This window comes from Corynebacterium propinquum DSM 44285 (genome assembly GCF_000375525.1).
GTDB lineage: Bacteria > Actinomycetota > Actinomycetes > Mycobacteriales > Mycobacteriaceae > Corynebacterium > Corynebacterium propinquum.
The window spans coordinates 17,533-34,147 of sequence record NZ_AQXC01000012.1; the positions used below are offsets into that span (position 1 = coordinate 17,533).

Annotated in this window: 16 protein-coding genes and 1 pseudogene; 11 read left to right on the forward strand and 6 right to left on the reverse strand. The window is 57.4% G+C overall.

Translation table 11 applies throughout. The features are described 5' to 3' along the window. Positions 1-7 precede the first annotated feature (7 nt). Positions 8-736: pseudogene (locus B142_RS12540) on the forward strand (SPFH domain-containing protein); the annotation flags it as partial. A 405-nt stretch (positions 737-1,141) separates the two neighbouring features. Here the strand turns inward: B142_RS12540 and B142_RS14200 are convergent. Further along, positions 1,142-1,600: an excalibur calcium-binding domain-containing protein gene (locus B142_RS14200; RefSeq protein ID WP_261792558.1), complete on the reverse strand. Its 459-nt coding sequence runs from the start codon at positions 1,598-1,600 to the stop codon at positions 1,142-1,144. 152 nt (positions 1,601-1,752) lie between these two features. Between B142_RS14200 and B142_RS0109980 the strand changes: the two genes are divergently transcribed. The 7 genes from B142_RS0109980 to B142_RS12550 all read left to right on the forward strand — a co-directional run bounded on the left by B142_RS0109980 (position 1,753) and on the right by B142_RS12550 (position 8,507). Beyond that, positions 1,753-2,361, forward strand: a complete 609-nt coding sequence (locus tag B142_RS0109980) for a hypothetical protein (RefSeq protein WP_039734271.1) — start codon at positions 1,753-1,755, stop codon at positions 2,359-2,361. Positions 2,362-2,474: 113 nt separating this feature from the next. Then, on the forward strand, positions 2,475-3,458 hold the full coding sequence (locus tag B142_RS0109985) for an ABC transporter substrate-binding protein (protein WP_018121405.1): 984 nt from the start codon (positions 2,475-2,477) through the stop codon (positions 3,456-3,458). Positions 3,459-3,470: 12 nt separating this feature from the next. Continuing rightward, entirely contained in the window at positions 3,471-4,469 is a 999-nt protein-coding gene (locus B142_RS0109990; protein ID WP_018121406.1) for a FecCD family ABC transporter permease, read from the forward strand. 7 nt (positions 4,470-4,476) lie between these two features. After that, positions 4,477-5,634, forward strand: coding sequence for a FecCD family ABC transporter permease (locus B142_RS0109995; protein ID WP_236658176.1), 1,158 nt, complete (start codon positions 4,477-4,479; stop codon positions 5,632-5,634). After that, positions 5,631-6,416 carry an ABC transporter ATP-binding protein gene (locus tag B142_RS0110000; protein WP_018121408.1) on the forward strand — a complete coding sequence of 262 codons (786 nt, stop codon included), beginning with the start codon at positions 5,631-5,633 and terminating at the stop codon, positions 6,414-6,416. Before B142_RS0109995 ends, B142_RS0110000 begins: the two co-directional genes overlap by 4 nt. Before the next feature lie 64 nt (positions 6,417-6,480). Further along, on the forward strand, positions 6,481-6,930 hold the full coding sequence (locus B142_RS0110005) for a PH domain-containing protein (RefSeq protein WP_018121409.1): 450 nt from the start codon (positions 6,481-6,483) through the stop codon (positions 6,928-6,930). Beyond that, entirely contained in the window at positions 6,927-8,507 is a 1,581-nt protein-coding gene (locus B142_RS12550; protein ID WP_018121410.1) for a PH domain-containing protein, read from the forward strand. The genes B142_RS0110005 and B142_RS12550 overlap by 4 nt, the downstream gene beginning before the upstream one ends. On the opposite strand, the gene B142_RS0110015 is transcribed toward B142_RS12550, so the two are convergent. Next, positions 8,504-8,974, reverse strand: coding sequence for a tRNA (cytidine(34)-2'-O)-methyltransferase (locus B142_RS0110015; RefSeq protein WP_018121411.1), 471 nt, complete (start codon positions 8,972-8,974; stop codon positions 8,504-8,506). The genes B142_RS12550 and B142_RS0110015 overlap by 4 nt on opposite strands. A 23-nt stretch (positions 8,975-8,997) precedes the next feature. On the opposite strand from B142_RS0110015, the gene B142_RS0110020 reads away from it, so the two are divergent. Genes B142_RS0110020 through B142_RS0110030 form a run of 3 tightly spaced genes read left to right on the forward strand, consistent with a single transcriptional unit; the run spans position 8,998 to position 11,689 of the window. Next, positions 8,998-9,849: a bifunctional methylenetetrahydrofolate dehydrogenase/methenyltetrahydrofolate cyclohydrolase gene (locus B142_RS0110020; RefSeq protein WP_026168048.1), complete on the forward strand. Its 852-nt coding sequence runs from the start codon at positions 8,998-9,000 to the stop codon at positions 9,847-9,849. Next, positions 9,839-10,255 (forward strand): DUF3017 domain-containing protein, encoded by a 417-nt coding sequence (locus B142_RS0110025; RefSeq protein WP_018121413.1) that lies wholly within the window; start codon positions 9,839-9,841, stop codon positions 10,253-10,255. Before B142_RS0110020 ends, B142_RS0110025 begins: the two co-directional genes overlap by 11 nt. Positions 10,256-10,306: 51 nt before the next feature. Further along, complete coding sequence (locus B142_RS0110030; RefSeq protein WP_018121414.1) at positions 10,307-11,689, forward strand: GntP family permease; 1,383 nt, start codon at positions 10,307-10,309, stop codon at positions 11,687-11,689. Here the strand turns inward: B142_RS0110030 and B142_RS0110035 are convergent. From B142_RS0110035 to B142_RS0110050, 4 genes are all read right to left on the reverse strand, one after another. Further along, on the reverse strand, positions 11,676-12,197 hold the full coding sequence (locus B142_RS0110035) for a gluconokinase (RefSeq protein ID WP_018121415.1): 522 nt from the start codon (positions 12,195-12,197) through the stop codon (positions 11,676-11,678). The genes B142_RS0110030 and B142_RS0110035 overlap by 14 nt on opposite strands. 10 nt (positions 12,198-12,207) lie before the next feature. Next, on the reverse strand, positions 12,208-13,317 hold the full coding sequence (locus tag B142_RS0110040; protein WP_018121416.1) for an SWIM zinc finger family protein: 1,110 nt from the start codon (positions 13,315-13,317) through the stop codon (positions 12,208-12,210). Positions 13,318-13,410: 93 nt separating this feature from the next. Then, entirely contained in the window at positions 13,411-14,202 is a 792-nt protein-coding gene (locus tag B142_RS13035) for a TetR/AcrR family transcriptional regulator (RefSeq protein ID WP_018121417.1), read from the reverse strand. Beyond that, on the reverse strand, positions 14,195-16,597 hold the full coding sequence (locus B142_RS0110050) for an MMPL family transporter (RefSeq protein WP_018121418.1): 2,403 nt from the start codon (positions 16,595-16,597) through the stop codon (positions 14,195-14,197). Before B142_RS0110050 ends, B142_RS13035 begins: the two co-directional genes overlap by 8 nt. Positions 16,598-16,615: the final 18 nt, after the last annotated feature.

Sequence of the window (16,615 nt, forward strand, 5' to 3'; positions counted from 1 at the left end):
GCCGATTATGGCACTACTAGCACTGGGAGTGCTGGTAGTTATCATCAGCTATTCATTCAAAGTAATTAAACAGTACGAGCGTGGTGTGGCGTTCCGTTTCGGACACTTGCGCCCGCTAATGGAACCTGGTGGGCACTGGATCATCCCGGTGATTGACAAAATGGAACGCGTCGACCAGCGTGTGGTTACGCTAACTATTCCGCCGCAGGAAATTATCACTAAAGACAATGTATCGGTGCGAGTCAACGCCGTCGTCATGTTTGAGGTTACCGATTCCATCAAGGCCGTGCTGCAGGTGGAAAACTACGCGGTGGCAACCTCGCAGATCGCGCAAACCACCCTTCGTTCCCTGCTGGGACGTGCTAGTTTGGATGATCTTTTAGCTCATCGTGATGAGCTCAACGAAGATTTGCGTCGCATTATCAACGGTCAAACACATCGTTGGGGTGTGGAGACCCGTATCGTAGAGATTAAAGACGTGGAAATTCCAGAGCTCATGCAACGCGCATTGGCACGCGAGGCTGAGGCCGAGCGTGAGCGACGCGCGAAGGTAATTTCTGCCCACGGTGAGTTGCAGTCCTCCAAGGAACTGCGTGAGGCCGCCGAGGAACTACAGAAGGCACCGGCTGCGCTTCAATTGCGTTACCTGCAGACCATTCTGGAGCTCGGGGCAGACCAAAACTCGACCGTAGTCTTTCCGTTGCCTATCGACATTTTGGGTGGCTTTATGGACAACATGGGTAAATTCCAAAAAGGCTTTGCTGACCTCAATCAAAACCTGAGTTCCTTGGTGGGCAGCGGGTCTGGTGATAAAAATGTCGGGAAAGAACGCGGTGTGGCCAGCGATGATGCTGGCGCACATGCGGCGGGAAATGCGTCGGAGCATGCCGATGCCGCTGGTATGAACGCGGGCGAGTTCACCTCGATGGATTTACGCCCGGAAGCAGCCGAGTACAAGCGTGCCGACGAGCCTGCCGCAGATGATAAGACCAGCGACGGGAACCACCGGGCCTAAACCAAACGTCGGTCTTTGCTTGGCCGCACAGTTATTTTTTCCAGCCGCAGTGGTTCCGCTGCGGCTATCGCTTTCTGTAGGCCACAGGCTCAAGCTGTAGCCCAGGCAGGATTTTTCACAGGCGGATTATTCGCAGGCTATGCCGTCGTTATCGCCGTCAAGTTGTGAGCGATAGCCCGGATCGCCTGCGTGCAGGGGAGCGGCACCGGCTGCACGAGCGGCTGCGCAATTCTGGAAATACGTTTCGCCGCTGGGTGCCGCCGGTGGAGCAGCAGGAGCAGGTGCCTCGACTTGTGCCGGTGCCACCGGGTGTTCGTTCATCTCGGGATTCGTCCCCGGAGCCTCCGGTACTGGTGGCTGACCTGCTGGTGCTTCCTGAGCACGCGGGAAGCGATCGTCGTAGCGTTCCGGAAGCACCGTACCATTGCCACGCTCAGAATGTTCGTGCGCGTTGACCTCGGCTGGGTTTTCCGCTGCGTCTTCAGCACGTGCTTCTTCTATGGACGATGCTGACGCGGTTGCAGTTTCCGTGAATGCTTCCGTTGACGTTTCGGTAACCATTGCTTGGCCCGTTGAAGAATCCACATCCGTGCACGATGCTAAGAGAATGCACGTGGCAGAAAGCGTCGCTAAGAGTGTTTTGCGCAGGGAATTCACATGTGGCCATATTTCCTGATGTCTACCTCTAAAGCAACTCTTACCTTGTTCAAAAATAAGCCATGCATATAATGGCGCTTATGACTATTGCAAAGACTTCCCGTCGCCGTACGCTTCGTTCCGCAGCCCTGGGCATCACCGCTGCTTCCGCACTGGTGCTGGCTAGCTGCTCTTCTGAAGAAGCTAAAGACACCGCCGCCTCTGTCACCTCCGAGGCTGCCGACGCCGCAGAGTCTGCCACCGAAGCCGCTGGTGACGCTGCTGAATCCGCCACCGAAAAGGCGAAAGAAGCCGGTGATAAAGCAATGCAGGCCATTGACGCTGAAATGCGCGTGACCCCAGACCCAGAAGCTGGTGTGGAAGCAGACAGCGAACTGAAAATTGAACTGTCTGGTCTGAACCCAGAGCAAGGCTACTACGTCGCTATTTGTGCTGACGACGAAAACGACTCTGAAGGCCGTCCACCACTGTGCACTGGTGACCACGGCGACGAAGCTACCCAGGCATGGGTCAAGACTGAGGGCGGCACCGTCGACATGAACGAAGACGGCACCGCTACCGTCACCCTGCGCGCCACCCCAACCGGCGAAGGCGTCGACTGCACCACCCAGGACTGCAACGTGCAGTTGTTCGGTGACCACACCGAAGGCTTCAAGCGCGTCGAAGAAACCGAGATCAAATTCGTTTAAGGCTTAGTATTTCTGGTGAGCGTTATATTTATTCATAAAGGCTTGCCTTAACCTGTTAAGCTTATGCTAGTCTGAGTAAGTTACCCTAGAAGTCGGGAGCTGAAAGGACTGTAATGCTTAGCAGGAAAAACACCCGCGCACTGGCGACAGCCAGTGCGCTTGCTCTATTCGTGAGTGCTTGTAGCGGAGATAATTCCGCTGGTACCTCAGCAGGTAATGAACCGTCTTCGTCGGATAGCGGTGAAGCCGTTGCTTTTGAACATCCCACAATTGAGGGACTTAGTCTAGAATTCGAGCAGACCCCTGAAAAATTGGTGATGGATTGCTATGCGTATAGCGCTTTGGATCATCTAGACATTATTCCAGACGCAATTTTCGGTTATGACTGCGATAATCCGTGGGTCATGGGCGATACCGATATCAGCAATATCGAGCAGATTGGCAAAGACGGCGAGATTGATATGGAAAAGCTTGCCGAGCTTCGCCCTGATGCTGTAATCGGGCATGGTGATGCCGATGGTTGGAGCTGGTTCGATGATGATGTCAACAAGCAATTGGCAAGTGTCGCTACGTTTATCCCGCTACCTGATGGCGACAGTATTGAAGAAAATATTGAAGGCACAGAAAAATTAGGTGAATTTCTCGGCGCCGACCTGAGCGATCAAAAACTGGTTCAGGCACGCGAAGATTATGAATCGGCTAAAGACGATTTCAGCGCTGCTGTCGAGGGCAAAGATCTTGATTTCATGCTGGCTAGCCCAACAAAAGAAACGCTCTACACCGCTGTAGGGTTCAATCATGCAAACCTGCTCGAAGAGCTTGGTGCTAACATCGTCGGAGCTGAGCCGCCGGCAGAGGGCAATCCATGGGGCAAAGTTGCATGGGAGGAAGCTAACACCTACCCAGCTGATGTCATATTGGTCGAAGGGCTGGATGATGAACAGCCGTTTTCTGCTGAGCTCTGGGAGAGTTTGCCAGCTGTTGAACAGGGGCAGATTAGCGGATGGGCTTCCAAGGGTGCGATGACCTATTCCACGTTTGCACATTGGTTGCAGGGGTTGGCTGAAAAAGTCAAAGACTTTGACAAGCTGAGCTAAGGCTCATTCACAGTGTTTTCTCGCTTCCGAACGGCAGGGCTGGTTGTTCTCGTCATCGTCACGTTGGCGTCTTTACTACTCAGCTTGGCGATCGGAGCCCGTTCGATCGCCCCCGACGATGTACTGCGTTACCTTTTTCACCCAGAACTCGGAGATCCGATTTCACAGGTGGTCTGGCAGTCGCGTGTACCTCGAACTGTCCTGGTGGTTTTAGCTGGTGCGTCGTTGGGTGTGGCCGGCGGGCTCATGCAAACTGTAACCCGCAACCCGCTGACTGACCCAGGAATTCTCGGTGTCAACGCTGGCGCATCATTGGCTGTGGTTGCAGGATTGGCCTTTTTGGGGCTCACCGATCTACGAAACTACATGTGGTTCGCGCTCGCCGGTGCTTTTATAACCTCGATTGTCGTTTTCATCGTCGGTAACACTGGAAAAAATCGGGGTAATGCCGTGCGCATGACCTTGTCAGGTGTTGCCATTGGTGCAGTACTGAGCGGATTTAGTTCCGCAATTTTGCTGACCAATTCAGATGTATTGCGCCAAATGAGGGGCTGGGCTGCAGGTACTACGGCTTCACAATCACTCGAGGATGCACTCTCAGTGGTTCCACTGATTGCGATTGGCCTCGTGATTGCATTTCTCAGCACACGAGCCTTAGACGTATTGGCCTTAGGAGAGGCAAGTGCCGTTGCGATGGGTGCACGACCGAACCAAATCCGGTTGGTGGCTTTGGTAGCCATCACGTTGCTGGCGGGCGGTGCTACAGCAGCAACCGGCCCCATTGGCTTCGTGGGCCTGCTTGCCCCACACCTCGCCCGCATGATGGTTGGGCCGCATCAGGGGTGGATCACTGCATATTCAATGTTCTTGGGAACCCTCGTTGTTGCCGTAAGCGATGTGCTGGGACGAATCCTTTCTCCAGGTGAAGTGCCTGTTGGCGTAGTAACAGCATTCATTGGTGCTCCGGTGCTCATCTGGATGGCGCGGCGATTCCGGCTGAATGAGTTATAAGGCTGACGTGAGCGCCGTAAAGCGCGGAATCGGCGACGAAGCACGAAACGAGCGGATAGGATCCCGCGATCAGCAGTCAGCACAGACAGGAGAACTCGTGCATACAGCGCAGAGACTTGATTTTGGAAGGCAATGTTATGAGTTGCCTATTCCTGGGAAAACTCACGGCGTCTGGCGCATTGACGCGCGAGCGCTGCGGGTCAGTGTTGCGGTCTGGATCGCGATAATCGCATTGGGAATTTTTGCGCTTTTTACCGGATCTGCTTCAGTAACACCAACCGAGACCTGGAATGCTGTGTTGGGGCGGGGAGATAGCTTCACCACGATGATTGTCGTGGAATGGAGAGCACCCCGCATCATTATCGCGGTACTCCTCGGCGCATCACTGGCTATGAGTGGATCGATTTTCCAAACACTCACAAACAACGCGCTCGGTTCACCGGATGTTATCGGCTTCCAAACCGGCTCTTATACCGGTGCATTATTCATCATGTTGGTGGTTGGAGGCAGCTCGATTAGCGTGATGATTGGGGCCCTGGTCGGTGGGATCATGACTGCACTGGTGGTATTTTTCCTATCGGTGCGCAATGGCAATACCCGCGGTGTGCGTTTAGTGATCGTTGGCATTGGAGTCAGTGCAATGTTGGCTTCGTTGAATACGTGGATGCTGCTGACCGCGACAGTAGAAGATGCTCTGATGGCAAGTTTATGGGGAGCCGGAAATCTATCCGGTGCTACCTGGTTTGATGTGTGGCTGATCGCTTGCGGGGCAATAATCTTCGGCATCGGCGCGGTATGCCTGTTACGTCCAATGCGCATTATACAAATCGGTATCCCCTTCGCTACCGCTCTTGGCTTGCACGTGCATCGGGTGCAGTTGCTTGCCATCGTGGTTGGCATCGGATTGATTGCAATAGCTACGTCCACTGTCGGTCCGATTGCCTTCATTGCCCTTGCAGCTCCCCATATTGCCCGTCGTGTTGTGCGCCTCGACGGATTGGTATTAGGCACGTCTGCTGCCGTCGGAGCATTGTTGTTGTTATTGGCAGACGTTATTGCTCAGCGGATATATCCAGATTCACCGTTGCCGGTGGGCATTGTTACTGTCTCGATTGGTGGCATCTACTTTTTGTGGCTGCTGTTCCGGGAAGGAAAAGCGCGATGAGCAGATTGCAAGCTGCAAATGCAAGCTTGGGTTACGAATCGACCGTGATTTCACGAAATTTGTCAGTGGAAATCCCAGATGAGAAATTCACGGTGATTGTTGGTCCCAATGCTTGTGGTAAGTCGACCTTGTTGAAAGCATTAGCTCGATTATTGCGTCCGACGCAAGGGCACATCATGTTAGATGGGGAAATAATTCAATCTCTACCCACGAAAAAGGTGGCCCAAGAAATTGGTTTACTGCCGCAAGGCCCTGTAGCGCCGGAAGGCGTGCGGGTCGTGGACTTGGTTAACCGAGGCCGATATCCATATCAAAAGCTTTTTAGTCCTTGGACGCACGACGATGATGCGGCTGTGTCTCGAGCTATGACGGCAACTGGAGTGCATGAATTATCTGGGAAGCTCGTCGACGAACTATCTGGTGGACAGCGGCAACGGGTATGGATGGCGGTTGCGCTAGCCCAAGAGACCGGCGTTTTGCTTCTCGACGAACCCACCACGTATCTCGACCTGAATCACCAAATTGAGCTACTGGAACTTTGTCGTGGATTGAATCAAGAAACGGGAGCGACCTTGGTGGCAGTGCTGCATGATCTCAACCAAGCCGCACGCTACGGTGACCACATCATTGCAATGAAACAGGGCGCAATAGTTTCACAGGGAAGCCCCGACCATGTGTTTACAGAAGACTTGCTTAGCGAAGTTTTCGGCGTGAATGCACGAGTTATTCGTGACCCAGAGTCGGAAACACCCTTGATTATTCCTCGCTGGGTCCACACCTAGAATCCGAACGCGACGATGCGCAATGAGCAGCGTGCGTCGGAGACGGAAGGTACCCTGGGCTGCTATGAACCCAGTGTCGAGGAAACTGATCAAAGCGCGTTATCTTTCAGGTCTGCCCTGGGCCTTATTATTTATTGGTGCCTCCATCGCAGCCGCCGTGTTCTGGAGCAATTGGTTGTGGATTGTCACCGCCGTCATAGTCGCCTTCGTCCTTTTTCGCATCTGGCTCATTCCACGGCAGGTGAAACTGCTTGGCTGGAAAGAAACCGACGACGAACTTCTGATCACCCGCGGCAAAATTTGGCACACCTTCACCGTCGTGCCGTATGGGCGGATTCAATTCGTGGATGTTTCTGCCGGCCCCATCGATAAACTCTTCGGCTTGAAAAACGTGAAGCTACATACGGCTTCGTCTTCCTCCGACTCCGATGTCCCCGGGCTAGAAGCTGCCGACGCAGATGCATTACGTCAGCGCCTGTCCGAAAAGGCTCGTGAGAGGATGAGCGGTCTATGAGTTCAGCAGAAAACCCTCAGCCACACGATCAGCACCCCAGGGCTTCGCACCCAACTGCCGCAGAACCAGCAGCCACACACCCACCGGCCGAGGCACAAACCAACCAACAGCAGTGGCACCGCGTCCATTTCCTCACTCCGATCCTGGAGTTCTGGTCGCTGCTCGTTGGTTTGGCCGTCGTCATTTTCGTCAACATTAATTCGACGATTATCAACACGGTCTCCAGTTGGGCAGATGGCGAACACCTGACCGACTTGCTGGTTGGCACCGCGATTCTGCTCGGCATCGCGGTACTCATCGTGGGACTGTCGTATTTCTGGTGGCGGGCCATGGGCTTCCGGCTTGACGACGAAGAAATCGCGCGGAAAAAGGGCGTGTTTTCTACCCAAGTGCGCTCGGCACGGTTCAATCGCATCCAAGCCGTCGACATCGTCGAGCCGTTCGTCGCCCGCATCTTTGGCCTCGCGAAAGTCCGCGTCGAGACGGCCGGCGGCTCGGATTCTGTGATTGAAGTCGAATATCTGCGCAAGAAAGAAGCAGAACGCCTACGCGCGGAAGTTCTGCAGCGCGTGCGTGGTGAAAAATCAACCGAGCCTGATACCGCGCACTCGGGCATCGCAGAACCCGGTGCACCGGAAGCGACGCCAGCAGAAACCCCAGCTGGTGATGCCGCGCAAACACACAAGCCTGATCTCGCCCATCCGGCTCATTCGACTGACCAGTCGAACCGCGTAATCATCCCGCCGATTCCCGACGGACGGGTGCTCGGCTCACGGGCGCTGCGTCCCAGCACCGTGATCGCGGCTTTCGTCGTACTTGCCCAGCTGTTTACCCCTCTGAATATCATTTCCAGTTTCGTCATCGTCTTTGCCGCCCTGGGCACGTTGCTTGGCCACCTCAACAACGCGTGGCAATTCACCGCCACGCTCAACGAGACCGGCGGGCCGAACAACTCTCCGTCCCTCGACATCGCGTACGGGTTAACCAGCAGGCGTCGGCAATCAGTGCCGCTGAACCGCATTCACGCCGTCGAAATCAGCCAACCCGTCCTGTGGCGGCTGACTGGCTGGTGGATCGTGCAGGTAGACGTCGCAGGTTATGGCGCGCTGTCCGGTAGCGATTCCGGCTCCACGATGATCTTGCCCGTTGGCAGCAAACAACAGGCCCAACAGATCGCCGCGCTGGTCACCCCGCTTGCCGACGAGCAGCTTGCCGAGTTTGCCCGGCCAGACGGTTTCACCCGCCCCCGGTACACCTCGCCGAAACAGGCCCGTTGGTGCTCGCCGATTGATTACCAACAACAGGGCGTCACGCTTGTCGACGACGCCGTGATCATCCACCACGGGCGAATTGGGCGCAAGGTTGCCATCGTCGCTGAGCCGCACATCCAAGAGCTCTCGTTGCGCAGGGGGCCGATACAGGCGCTGCTTGGTTTGCGCAGTTTACGCCTGGACCTGGTCGGCGGGCCAGTGAGCATGGTAGGTGCGGATCTTTCCCCAGGCGATGCCGAAGAACTCCTCGAATACTTGCGCCAGCGCACGTTGCCAGAACTAGAACAGGCGGGGACTTTTCACTAGATTCCGCCACTAAAACCCAGCTGCCGCCACGCCTCAAATACCGCGACGGCAGCAGAATTCGACAGGTTCATCGACCGGCGCGCCGGCAGCATGGGAATGCGCACCTGCTCGGTCACCCGCGGGTGCGCAAGTGCCTCAGCTGGCAGACCGGTGGGTTCTGTGCCAAAGAGTAAAATATCGCCGTCTTGGTAGTTGACGTCGGTGTGAAAAGTACTGGCACCAGTGCTAAAAGCAAAGAGCCGGCCGTCGGCAAGCGAATCCAAGCACGCATCCAAGTTCGGGTGGATCTGCAGATCCGCCAAATCGTGATAATCCAGCCCCGCGCGTTTCAAATGTTTATCGTCGAAATTGAAACCCAGCGGCTCCACCAAATGCAGGTGGGCGCCGGTTACCGCAGCTAAACGGATCGCGTTGCCGGTATTCGAGGGGATTACCGGATTATCAAAGACAACATGCAAATCGGCCATGGCAAGAGTCTAGAATGGTAGCCGTGACTGCATTGACATTGGATGGAAAACTCTACCGAGACGAAATCTTCGACGATCTGAAAAAGCGCGTCGACAAGCTGCGCGAAAAGGGCATTACCCCTGGTCTGGCCACTGTGTTGGTGGGCGATGATCCAGGTTCGCACAGCTACGTCAAAATGAAGCACCGCGACTGCGAAGCCCTGGGCATCAACTCGATCCGTCGCGATCTCCCTGCTGATATCAGCCAGGAAGAACTGCTCGCCGTCATCGATGAGCTCAATGAAGACCCAGCCTGCACCGGCTATATTGTGCAGTTGCCGCTGCCGAAGCACCTGAATGAAAACGAGGTGCTAGAGCGCATCGACCCGGGCAAGGACGCCGACGGCCTGCACCCAGTGAACTTGGGCAAGCTTGTGCTCAATGAGGATGCACCGCTGCCGTGCACCCCGAACGGTTGCATTTCGTTGCTGCGTCGTTTCGGCGTGGAACTTAACGGCGCAAAAGTCGTGGTCATCGGGCGTGGTGTGACTGTTGGCCGCCCGATTGGTCTGATGTTGACTCGCCGCAGCGAAAACTCCACTGTCACCCTGTGCCACACCGGAACCAAGGACCTGGCGGCAGAAACCAAGGCCGCCGATGTCATCATCGCCGCTGCTGGCGTGCCGCACATGCTCACCGCGGACATGGTGAAAGAAGGTGCTGCCGTGCTGGACGTGGGCGTGTCGCGCGTCGACGGCAAACTCGCCGGGGATGTCGCACCCGAAGTCTGGGACAAGGCCGGTGCAGTCTCGCCCAACCCCGGCGGCGTGGGCCCCCTGACCCGCGCATTCCTGGTGCACAACGTCGTGGAGCGAGCAGAATTGCATGCCGGATAAACCACACTCGCACCGGGCCAGTGGCCGCGCCGAACTACCCGTCGGTGACGGTGCTCGTCGCCTGAGCACCCACCGGAACAAGGTCGACCGCAGCGGCTTGGCCAACCCGCATGATCTGAACCTGGCGTCCTCGCGCATACCCGGGTGGTTGCAGTGGGTCGGGATGGCCGCGTTTATCGTGCTGCTGGCCGCCGCCGCCTGGTTTTTGGTGGCGGATCATTGGCGTCGTTCCACGTTTGCCCTGGGCGTGGCGATGCTTTGGCTGGCTGCGTTGCGGCTGACCTGCGATTCCGCAAAACTGGGCGTTTTTGCTGTGCGTTCGCGCAGGTTCGATGCTTCGTTCAGTGCTGTTGCAGGAGCAGCGCTGATGTTTTTGTCCGCCTCGGTGGATGCACTAGGAAGTTAGTCGTGCGCCGCACATAGCCGCACAGAGTAGAAAGTTGCACCAATGTCACCAATGGATACCTGGGAGCCCACGCTGGGCACCGCACCGCTATTAGGCATCGCCGCGGCCGCCGTCGCAATGATTTTGCTGATGGTGATTTATTTCCGCATCCACGCATTCATCACCCTGATCACCGTCTCCGCGCTGACGGCCTTGGCCACGGGCATCCCGCTGGAAGGCGTCGTCCCGACCATGACCGACGGTTTCGGTTCTACCTTGGCATCGGTGGCCTTGTTGGTTGGTTTGGGCGCGATGCTGGGCCGATTGGTGGAAAACTCGGGTGGCGCGCAATCGCTGGCGGAGCTGTTGGTGAGCAAATTCGGGGAACAACGAGCTCCATTCGCCCTGGGCGTGGCGTCGTTGCTGATGGGCTTTCCGATCTTTTTCGACGCCGGTCTCATCGTCATGCTGCCGGTCATTTTCGCGGTCGCGCGGCGCCTGGATGGCCCGATCTTGGCTTATGGTATTCCGGCCGCCGGTGCGTTTTCTGTCACCCACGTGTTCTTGCCGCCGCACCCAGGCCCGGTGGCGGCCGCCGAATTCTATAACGCGGATATCGGGCTGATCTTGCTGTTCGGCCTGCTTATTGCCTTGCCGACGTGGTATATCTCCGGCTATGTGTGGGGGCAGTTCCTGGGCCGTAAATTCCCGCTGCCGGTACCTGATTTGCTGCTGGGCGCGCGCTCTGAGGCCCCGAAGAACCCGGCGGGCGCTGGTTCCGTCGCCATGATCCTGTTGCTGCCGATGCTGCTGATCTTCGGCAATACCGGCGCGAATACCGCCGCCACCGCAGGTTGGATCGATGGCGATTCCGGGCTGGTGCAATTCCTGCGTTTCCTCGGCCAAACCCCGATCGCCTTGCTGATTACCGCCTTTGCCGCCATCGCTGTGTTGGGATTGCGTAGGGGAGTAAGCCGCGAAGCCATCGAGAAATCAATGGACGGCGCACTGGGCCCAATCTGTTCCGTCGTGTTGATCACCGGTGCCGGCGGCATGTTTGGTGGCGTGTTGCGTACCTCAGGCATTGGCGATGCGCTTGCCGAATCCATGGAAGGCATGGGCATCCCGCTGATCCTCGCCGCTTACTTGATCGCCGCCGCACTCCGCGTTGCGCAAGGCTCGGCGACCGTGGCCTTGACGACGGCCGCAGCACTCATGGCACCGGGTGTGGCCGCCGCGGACTACTCTGAAGTCGCGCTTGCACTGATCGTCTTGGCGACGGCGGCTGGTTCCGTTATTGCCTCCCACGTCAACGACTCCGGCTTCTGGCTAGTTGGCCGCCTGATGGGCATGGATACCGCCACCACGCTCAAAACCTGGACGGTGAACCAAACACTGATCTCCGTTATTGGTTTCGCCCTGGTTATGGTGATTTACGGCGTCAGCGCGCTGTAATCCAGTCTTTCATTGCCTCCGCCACCAGTGTCGGCGGGGCTGCGACATCGAAACTCGCGCCGGGCTCGTCGCCACGCAACGGTTCGAGTGTCGCCAGCTGCGAGTCTAGCAAGTGCGCCGGCATGAAATGCTTCGTGCGTTCCAGCATGCGCTGCTCCAGCAGCTCGCGTGTGCCCGTGCAGTGCACAAATACTGCGCCAGGGCATGCAGAAAGCAGTACCTCGCGGTAACTTTGCTTTAACGCGCTGCAGGCAACGATGGCGCCGTGCTCCTGCTCGGCGAGCCAATTTCCCACGCGCCGTAGCCACGGCCAGCGGTCGGCGTCGTCAAGCGGGATGCCGCTGGCCATCTTGTCGATATTGGCTTGCGGGTGAAAATCATCCCCATCCAGGTAGACCAGACCCATCAGGTTCGCCAGCTCCGTGCCGACGGTGGTCTTGCCGCTGCCAGAAACCCCCATCACGACGATGTGGTGGGGCAGCGGTGCATCCGGTGCATGTTCAGGCATGACCGTGATCCTAACACTCGCCGGGAACCTCATCGGCGGCTGCGTCGGCGTTATTCCTCGGCAGGCCTAAACTCTCTGCGTACGCTGTAATTGCACTAGCTTGCGGCGGCGCGGCGATGGCGATGACGTCGCGCAGGTACGCCCACAGCCGCGGGTGCTCTTTGCCGTAGTAGCCTTCTGCCAGGAATGCGAAATTTACGCAGTAGTCTATGCCGGTTTGCCCCAATGCTTCCTCGGCAGCGTAGACGGGCAGACGTGGCGCAATATCTTCGCTGAAAAAATAGGTCCAGGTTATCCAGCGCGCGATATCCGCCCCAGCATGCGCATCCGGTAAGTTCACCACAGCCTTGGCCGCGGATAAATGCAGAGCGAGCGCATCGTTAAGCGTGTTTTTCGCAGCCTCAGATCCCGCAAGGCTCAGCGTACGGTTGGTGGCAAGTTGCTTAATGAATTCCTCGAGATACGGGAGCATTAATTCTGTATGTCCGTGGTCGAGGAAATGCCGAAAAATCACCATCATTTCTTCAAACCGCGCAGTGTGCTCGCGCTTGCCGACGCCCGGTTGCAGACTTGAATGTGCACCAGTTCCGGATGGAGGGCTGTTTTCTGTCCACCGCGGCGGCAGAAAGCTGCCAATGGCTTTGCCAAGGTGATCTTCGAGAAACTCCGAAATGCTCACGGTCGTGCCAGTATGCGCCAAAACGTGTAGCTGTAGCGGGAGCTGCACCTGTGGTTCCCACTGAAAAATTTGCCGGAATGCACTAACGATTTCACTCGGGCTGGCGGTCTCCACAAAGTTTTCTAGGAAACGATCCTCGGGCGCTTGAAATAATGCGATGCTGCGTAAACCGACGGCGACGCAGTGCTTGCACCATTGGTGCTGCACAGGACAGCTGCAATAGGTGATGGGCACGCCTTCGACCAGCTTGATGTGCACCTCATAGGGGTGGATTGTCGATCCCTGCACAAAAGCTTTAATAGATTTGTCGGTTACTGTATGGCCGGAAATTGCCGCGGGATCGATAGTGGATCCCTTGTGGAAGCTTCCGGGATCTGTGTGGTCGGCGATGTAGTTAGGACTAAGGAGGTTAATTAAATAAGACTGCTGTGGCAACGACATAACTTAAGAATAAGATGCCGCTGCACACAGAGCCGTGCGGAGTCGAGCAAGATTGCTAATTAATGAATCCTGACGTGGATAATTCCTAGACCATCAGGAGATCAACTTCAGTGCATCGAACGCACTATTGAGCAAAGAATTCAACTCAGGGCGGGTCTTTTCGCCAACTGCTTCAGTTGCTTCGGTTGCTTCAGAGTCAGAATCAGAGACGCCGGAGCTGCCGACATCGCGGCTGCGTGCCGACGACCGTGCAGCCGTGTATTCGTCGACCGCCGAGGCAATCGCGGCGCCGATCAACCAGTCGTACGTGTGGATGGTGAACTGATCAGCATCCGGCATCCGCGCGGCCAAAGCGTCGGCAAGCAAATGCGGGGACGTGTCGCCGTAGTTCTCCTCGAAAGCGTATTTTGCTGCACTTATATTCGGCATCGCCGCTACCTGCTGCACCACGTGCATTAACGCAACCATCGAGGACTGCTCGCCAGTGCCAGTGGCAGCGCTAGTGTCAGTTCCAGTGGCAGCGCTAGTGCCAGCACCAGCATCGGAACCCACAACAAACACCGCGCGGGCAGCTTCTACCACGGAATACTCAGTCGGAACCTGCGCGAAAGCCTCGGTGATCTCCGCGCCGTGCAAATGGATAAACCACAGCAAGGCCTCTTCCATGGACTGGAAGTAGTTGTGAAACGTGCGGGGAGAAACCCCGGCCGCCTGGGCAACATGGGCGACAGTCAGCGCCTCTGCGCCGTCGCGCAATAAGACGTGCGCTGCAGCTCGGGCGATGGCCTCTTTGGTTTCGGCTTTCTTTTTCTCCCGCAGGCTGGTGTTGCTGGGCGAGCCCCCGGTCGCCCTGTTGCCAGCACCGTGGCCCGTGAGGCTAGTCATCGCTGGCCTGCTTTTCCGTGCGTGCCAACAGCTTCTCCTTGTCGTCTTCCAAAGCTTCGCCTTCGATATCCAGGCGCGGCAAAATCTTATCCAGCCAACGCGGGAACCACCAAGCGCTGTTGCCCAGCAGGTACATCGTGGCCGGAACCAGCGTCATGCGCACGATAAACGCATCCAACAGGATGGCGACGGCCAGTGCGAATCCCATGGTGCGGATGAACGGTTCGTCGAGAAGCATGAACGCCGCGAATACCGAAATCATGATCAGCGCAGCAGCAGTGACCACACGCGCGCCGTGCTTGAAGCCGTTCGCCGTTGCATTGCCAGCGGTCTTTCCGACGCGCACGAAATTCTCGCGCATGCGGGTGACCAAAAAGACCTGGTAGTCCATGGCCAAACCGAAAGTCAGACCGATGAGCATGATCGGCAGGAAGGACAAGATCGGCTGCGGATCGCTGACGATGCCGAACCCGCCTTCCTGGAAAATGAACACCGTCAGGCCGAAGGTCGCAGCAACCGAGAGGGCGTAGCCTGCGGCCGCGATCAGCGGCACCAGAATGGAGCGGAACACCAGCACCAACACGATGAATGCCAGGCCCAGCACGATCAGGATATACGGGATCAAAATGCTGGTCAGCAGCTGCGAAATATCGTCGAAGATCGGGGCGATGCCGGTGATGCCGAATTCCGCGTCGTACTGCTCAGCAAAGTGCGTCTGGTTCTCGCGCAGACGCTCCAGGGTATCGGTGGTTTCCTCGTCGGTAGCGCCCGTGGTGGGGGTGATCAGCATCTGGATGCCATCGGCTTCGGCGGTGGTATCTATCACCTGGGCATTGACGACGCCGTCGGTGGCGGTAAACGTCGTCATCGCTTCCTGCATCAGTTGCGGGCGCTGCCCGGCAGGGGTGTTGGTGGCGTCGATATACGCGAGCATCGGGGCATTGCGGCCGTCCCCGAAGGCCTCGGCGGTCATCTCATAAGCGTTGCGCTGCGGGCTGCCGGGCGATTCTTGGCCCTCGGTAGGCATAGCCAGTTGCAACTGCGCTGCAGGAATGGACAGAATGCCCAGCATGACGACGCCAACCAACAGGTTCAGAATTGGGTGCTTGCGAATCTGCCGCGCCCAGCGCAGCCCCATGGTGGGATTGTCGTTTTCTGGGTCCGGGACCTTCGGGCCCGGGATGCGTAATGCGAAGATTTTAGAGCCCAGCAGGCCGACCAGAGCGGGAAGGAACGTCAGTGCGACCAGCACCGCGAGTGCGACGGTGCCTGCGGCGGCTAAGGCCATGGCGGTCAAGAATGGAATATCGATGATGCTCAGGGCAGCCAAGGCGATCAGTACTGTGACACCCGCGAAAATCACGGAACCGCCTGCGGTGCCCAGCGCCATGCCCATCGCGTGCGCGCGGGTAGGTTTGTCCAGGCCACGTAGCGTCTGGGCGAATTCCTTCGGCGACTGGTGCTGCGCCCCGGTCACGGTGATCAGCTCGTTGCGGAAGCGCGAAAGGATGAACAACGAATAGTCGATGCCCACGGCCAAGCCGATCATGCTGGCCAAAACCGGGGTCATGTCATTGATAGCGTCGGTCAGTGCGGTGCCGGACATGACAATGAGCAGCCCGGTGGCAACACCGACGATCGCAGAAATCAGCGGGATGCCGGCAGCGATAGCGGAACCGAAAGTCACCAGCAGCACGATGGCGGCAACGGCTAAACCGATCATTTCCGCGGTTGGGTCCATGCCCATTTCACCCATGAAAGCGTTGCCGGAATATCCAGCCTGGAAGCCGGGTTGCTCGTCGAAGGCGTCGACAAGCGAGGTAATGGCTTCGCGGTCTTCGGGCGCAATGTCCATGGCGGTTACGGCATCGAAGGTCAGCGAGATGGTGCCGGTGTGTTCGTCGTCCGATAATGGCGAGATTGCGGCCAGGTCCGCCTGGATTTTTTCTTCCGGCATGCCCTGGGCGGCGAGCTGCTCACGCATTTGCTGTTCCATGCCCGCAGCCGCCATAACCGGGTTGACCACGGATTCTGGGGTAGCGAGCACGCCGGTGGCCTGCATATCGGCGACCAAGGCGTCGACTTCAGCCATGACCTTCGGGTCCGTTAGTGGGGCATCCTGTGCTTGGATAACCACCGTGCCCTCGGGCGCGGAGACGAAATCCTGCTCGTCGGTGGCCTCGCCCTGCGCAGCTTTATCGCGTGCGAAATGCTCCTGCATGCGTTCTTGGGTGTCGGTGGAATCCATCGACGGCATGGAAAAATTCGGCGAAGGTTGCTGGGCAACGGTGGCAACGGCGATGCCTAAGCCGGTAAGAACAATGAGCCAAAAGGCGAGAAAAGGCCAGGCGTGCCGGTAGGCGAGGCTACCGAGCCGGTAGAGGAAGCGCGACATGACAATCCTTTGCGGTAT

What these genes read in the sequence shown, in the direction of transcription:
- B142_RS0109980 (WP_039734271.1), top strand. Translation starts at nt 1,753, where the DNA reads ATGACTATTGCAAAGACTTCCCGTCGCCGTACGCTTCGTTCCGCAGCC.
- B142_RS0109985 (WP_018121405.1), top strand. Translation starts at nt 2,475, where the DNA reads ATGCTTAGCAGGAAAAACACCCGCGCACTGGCGACAGCCAGTGCGCTT.
- B142_RS0110000 (WP_018121408.1), top strand. Translation starts at nt 5,631, where the DNA reads ATGAGCAGATTGCAAGCTGCAAATGCAAGCTTGGGTTACGAATCGACC.
- B142_RS0110005 (WP_018121409.1), top strand. Translation starts at nt 6,481, where the DNA reads ATGAACCCAGTGTCGAGGAAACTGATCAAAGCGCGTTATCTTTCAGGT.
- B142_RS12550 (WP_018121410.1), top strand. Translation starts at nt 6,927, where the DNA reads ATGAGTTCAGCAGAAAACCCTCAGCCACACGATCAGCACCCCAGGGCT.
- B142_RS0110015 (WP_018121411.1), bottom strand. Translation starts at nt 8,974, where the DNA reads ATGGCCGATTTGCATGTTGTCTTTGATAATCCGGTAATCCCCTCGAAT.
- B142_RS0110025 (WP_018121413.1), top strand. Translation starts at nt 9,839, where the DNA reads ATGCCGGATAAACCACACTCGCACCGGGCCAGTGGCCGCGCCGAACTA.
- B142_RS0110030 (WP_018121414.1), top strand. Translation starts at nt 10,307, where the DNA reads ATGGATACCTGGGAGCCCACGCTGGGCACCGCACCGCTATTAGGCATC.
- B142_RS0110035 (WP_018121415.1), bottom strand. Translation starts at nt 12,197, where the DNA reads ATGCCTGAACATGCACCGGATGCACCGCTGCCCCACCACATCGTCGTG.
- B142_RS0110040 (WP_018121416.1), bottom strand. Translation starts at nt 13,317, where the DNA reads ATGTCGTTGCCACAGCAGTCTTATTTAATTAACCTCCTTAGTCCTAAC.
- B142_RS13035 (WP_018121417.1), bottom strand. Translation starts at nt 14,202, where the DNA reads ATGACTAGCCTCACGGGCCACGGTGCTGGCAACAGGGCGACCGGGGGC.
- B142_RS0110050 (WP_018121418.1), bottom strand. Translation starts at nt 16,597, where the DNA reads ATGTCGCGCTTCCTCTACCGGCTCGGTAGCCTCGCCTACCGGCACGCC.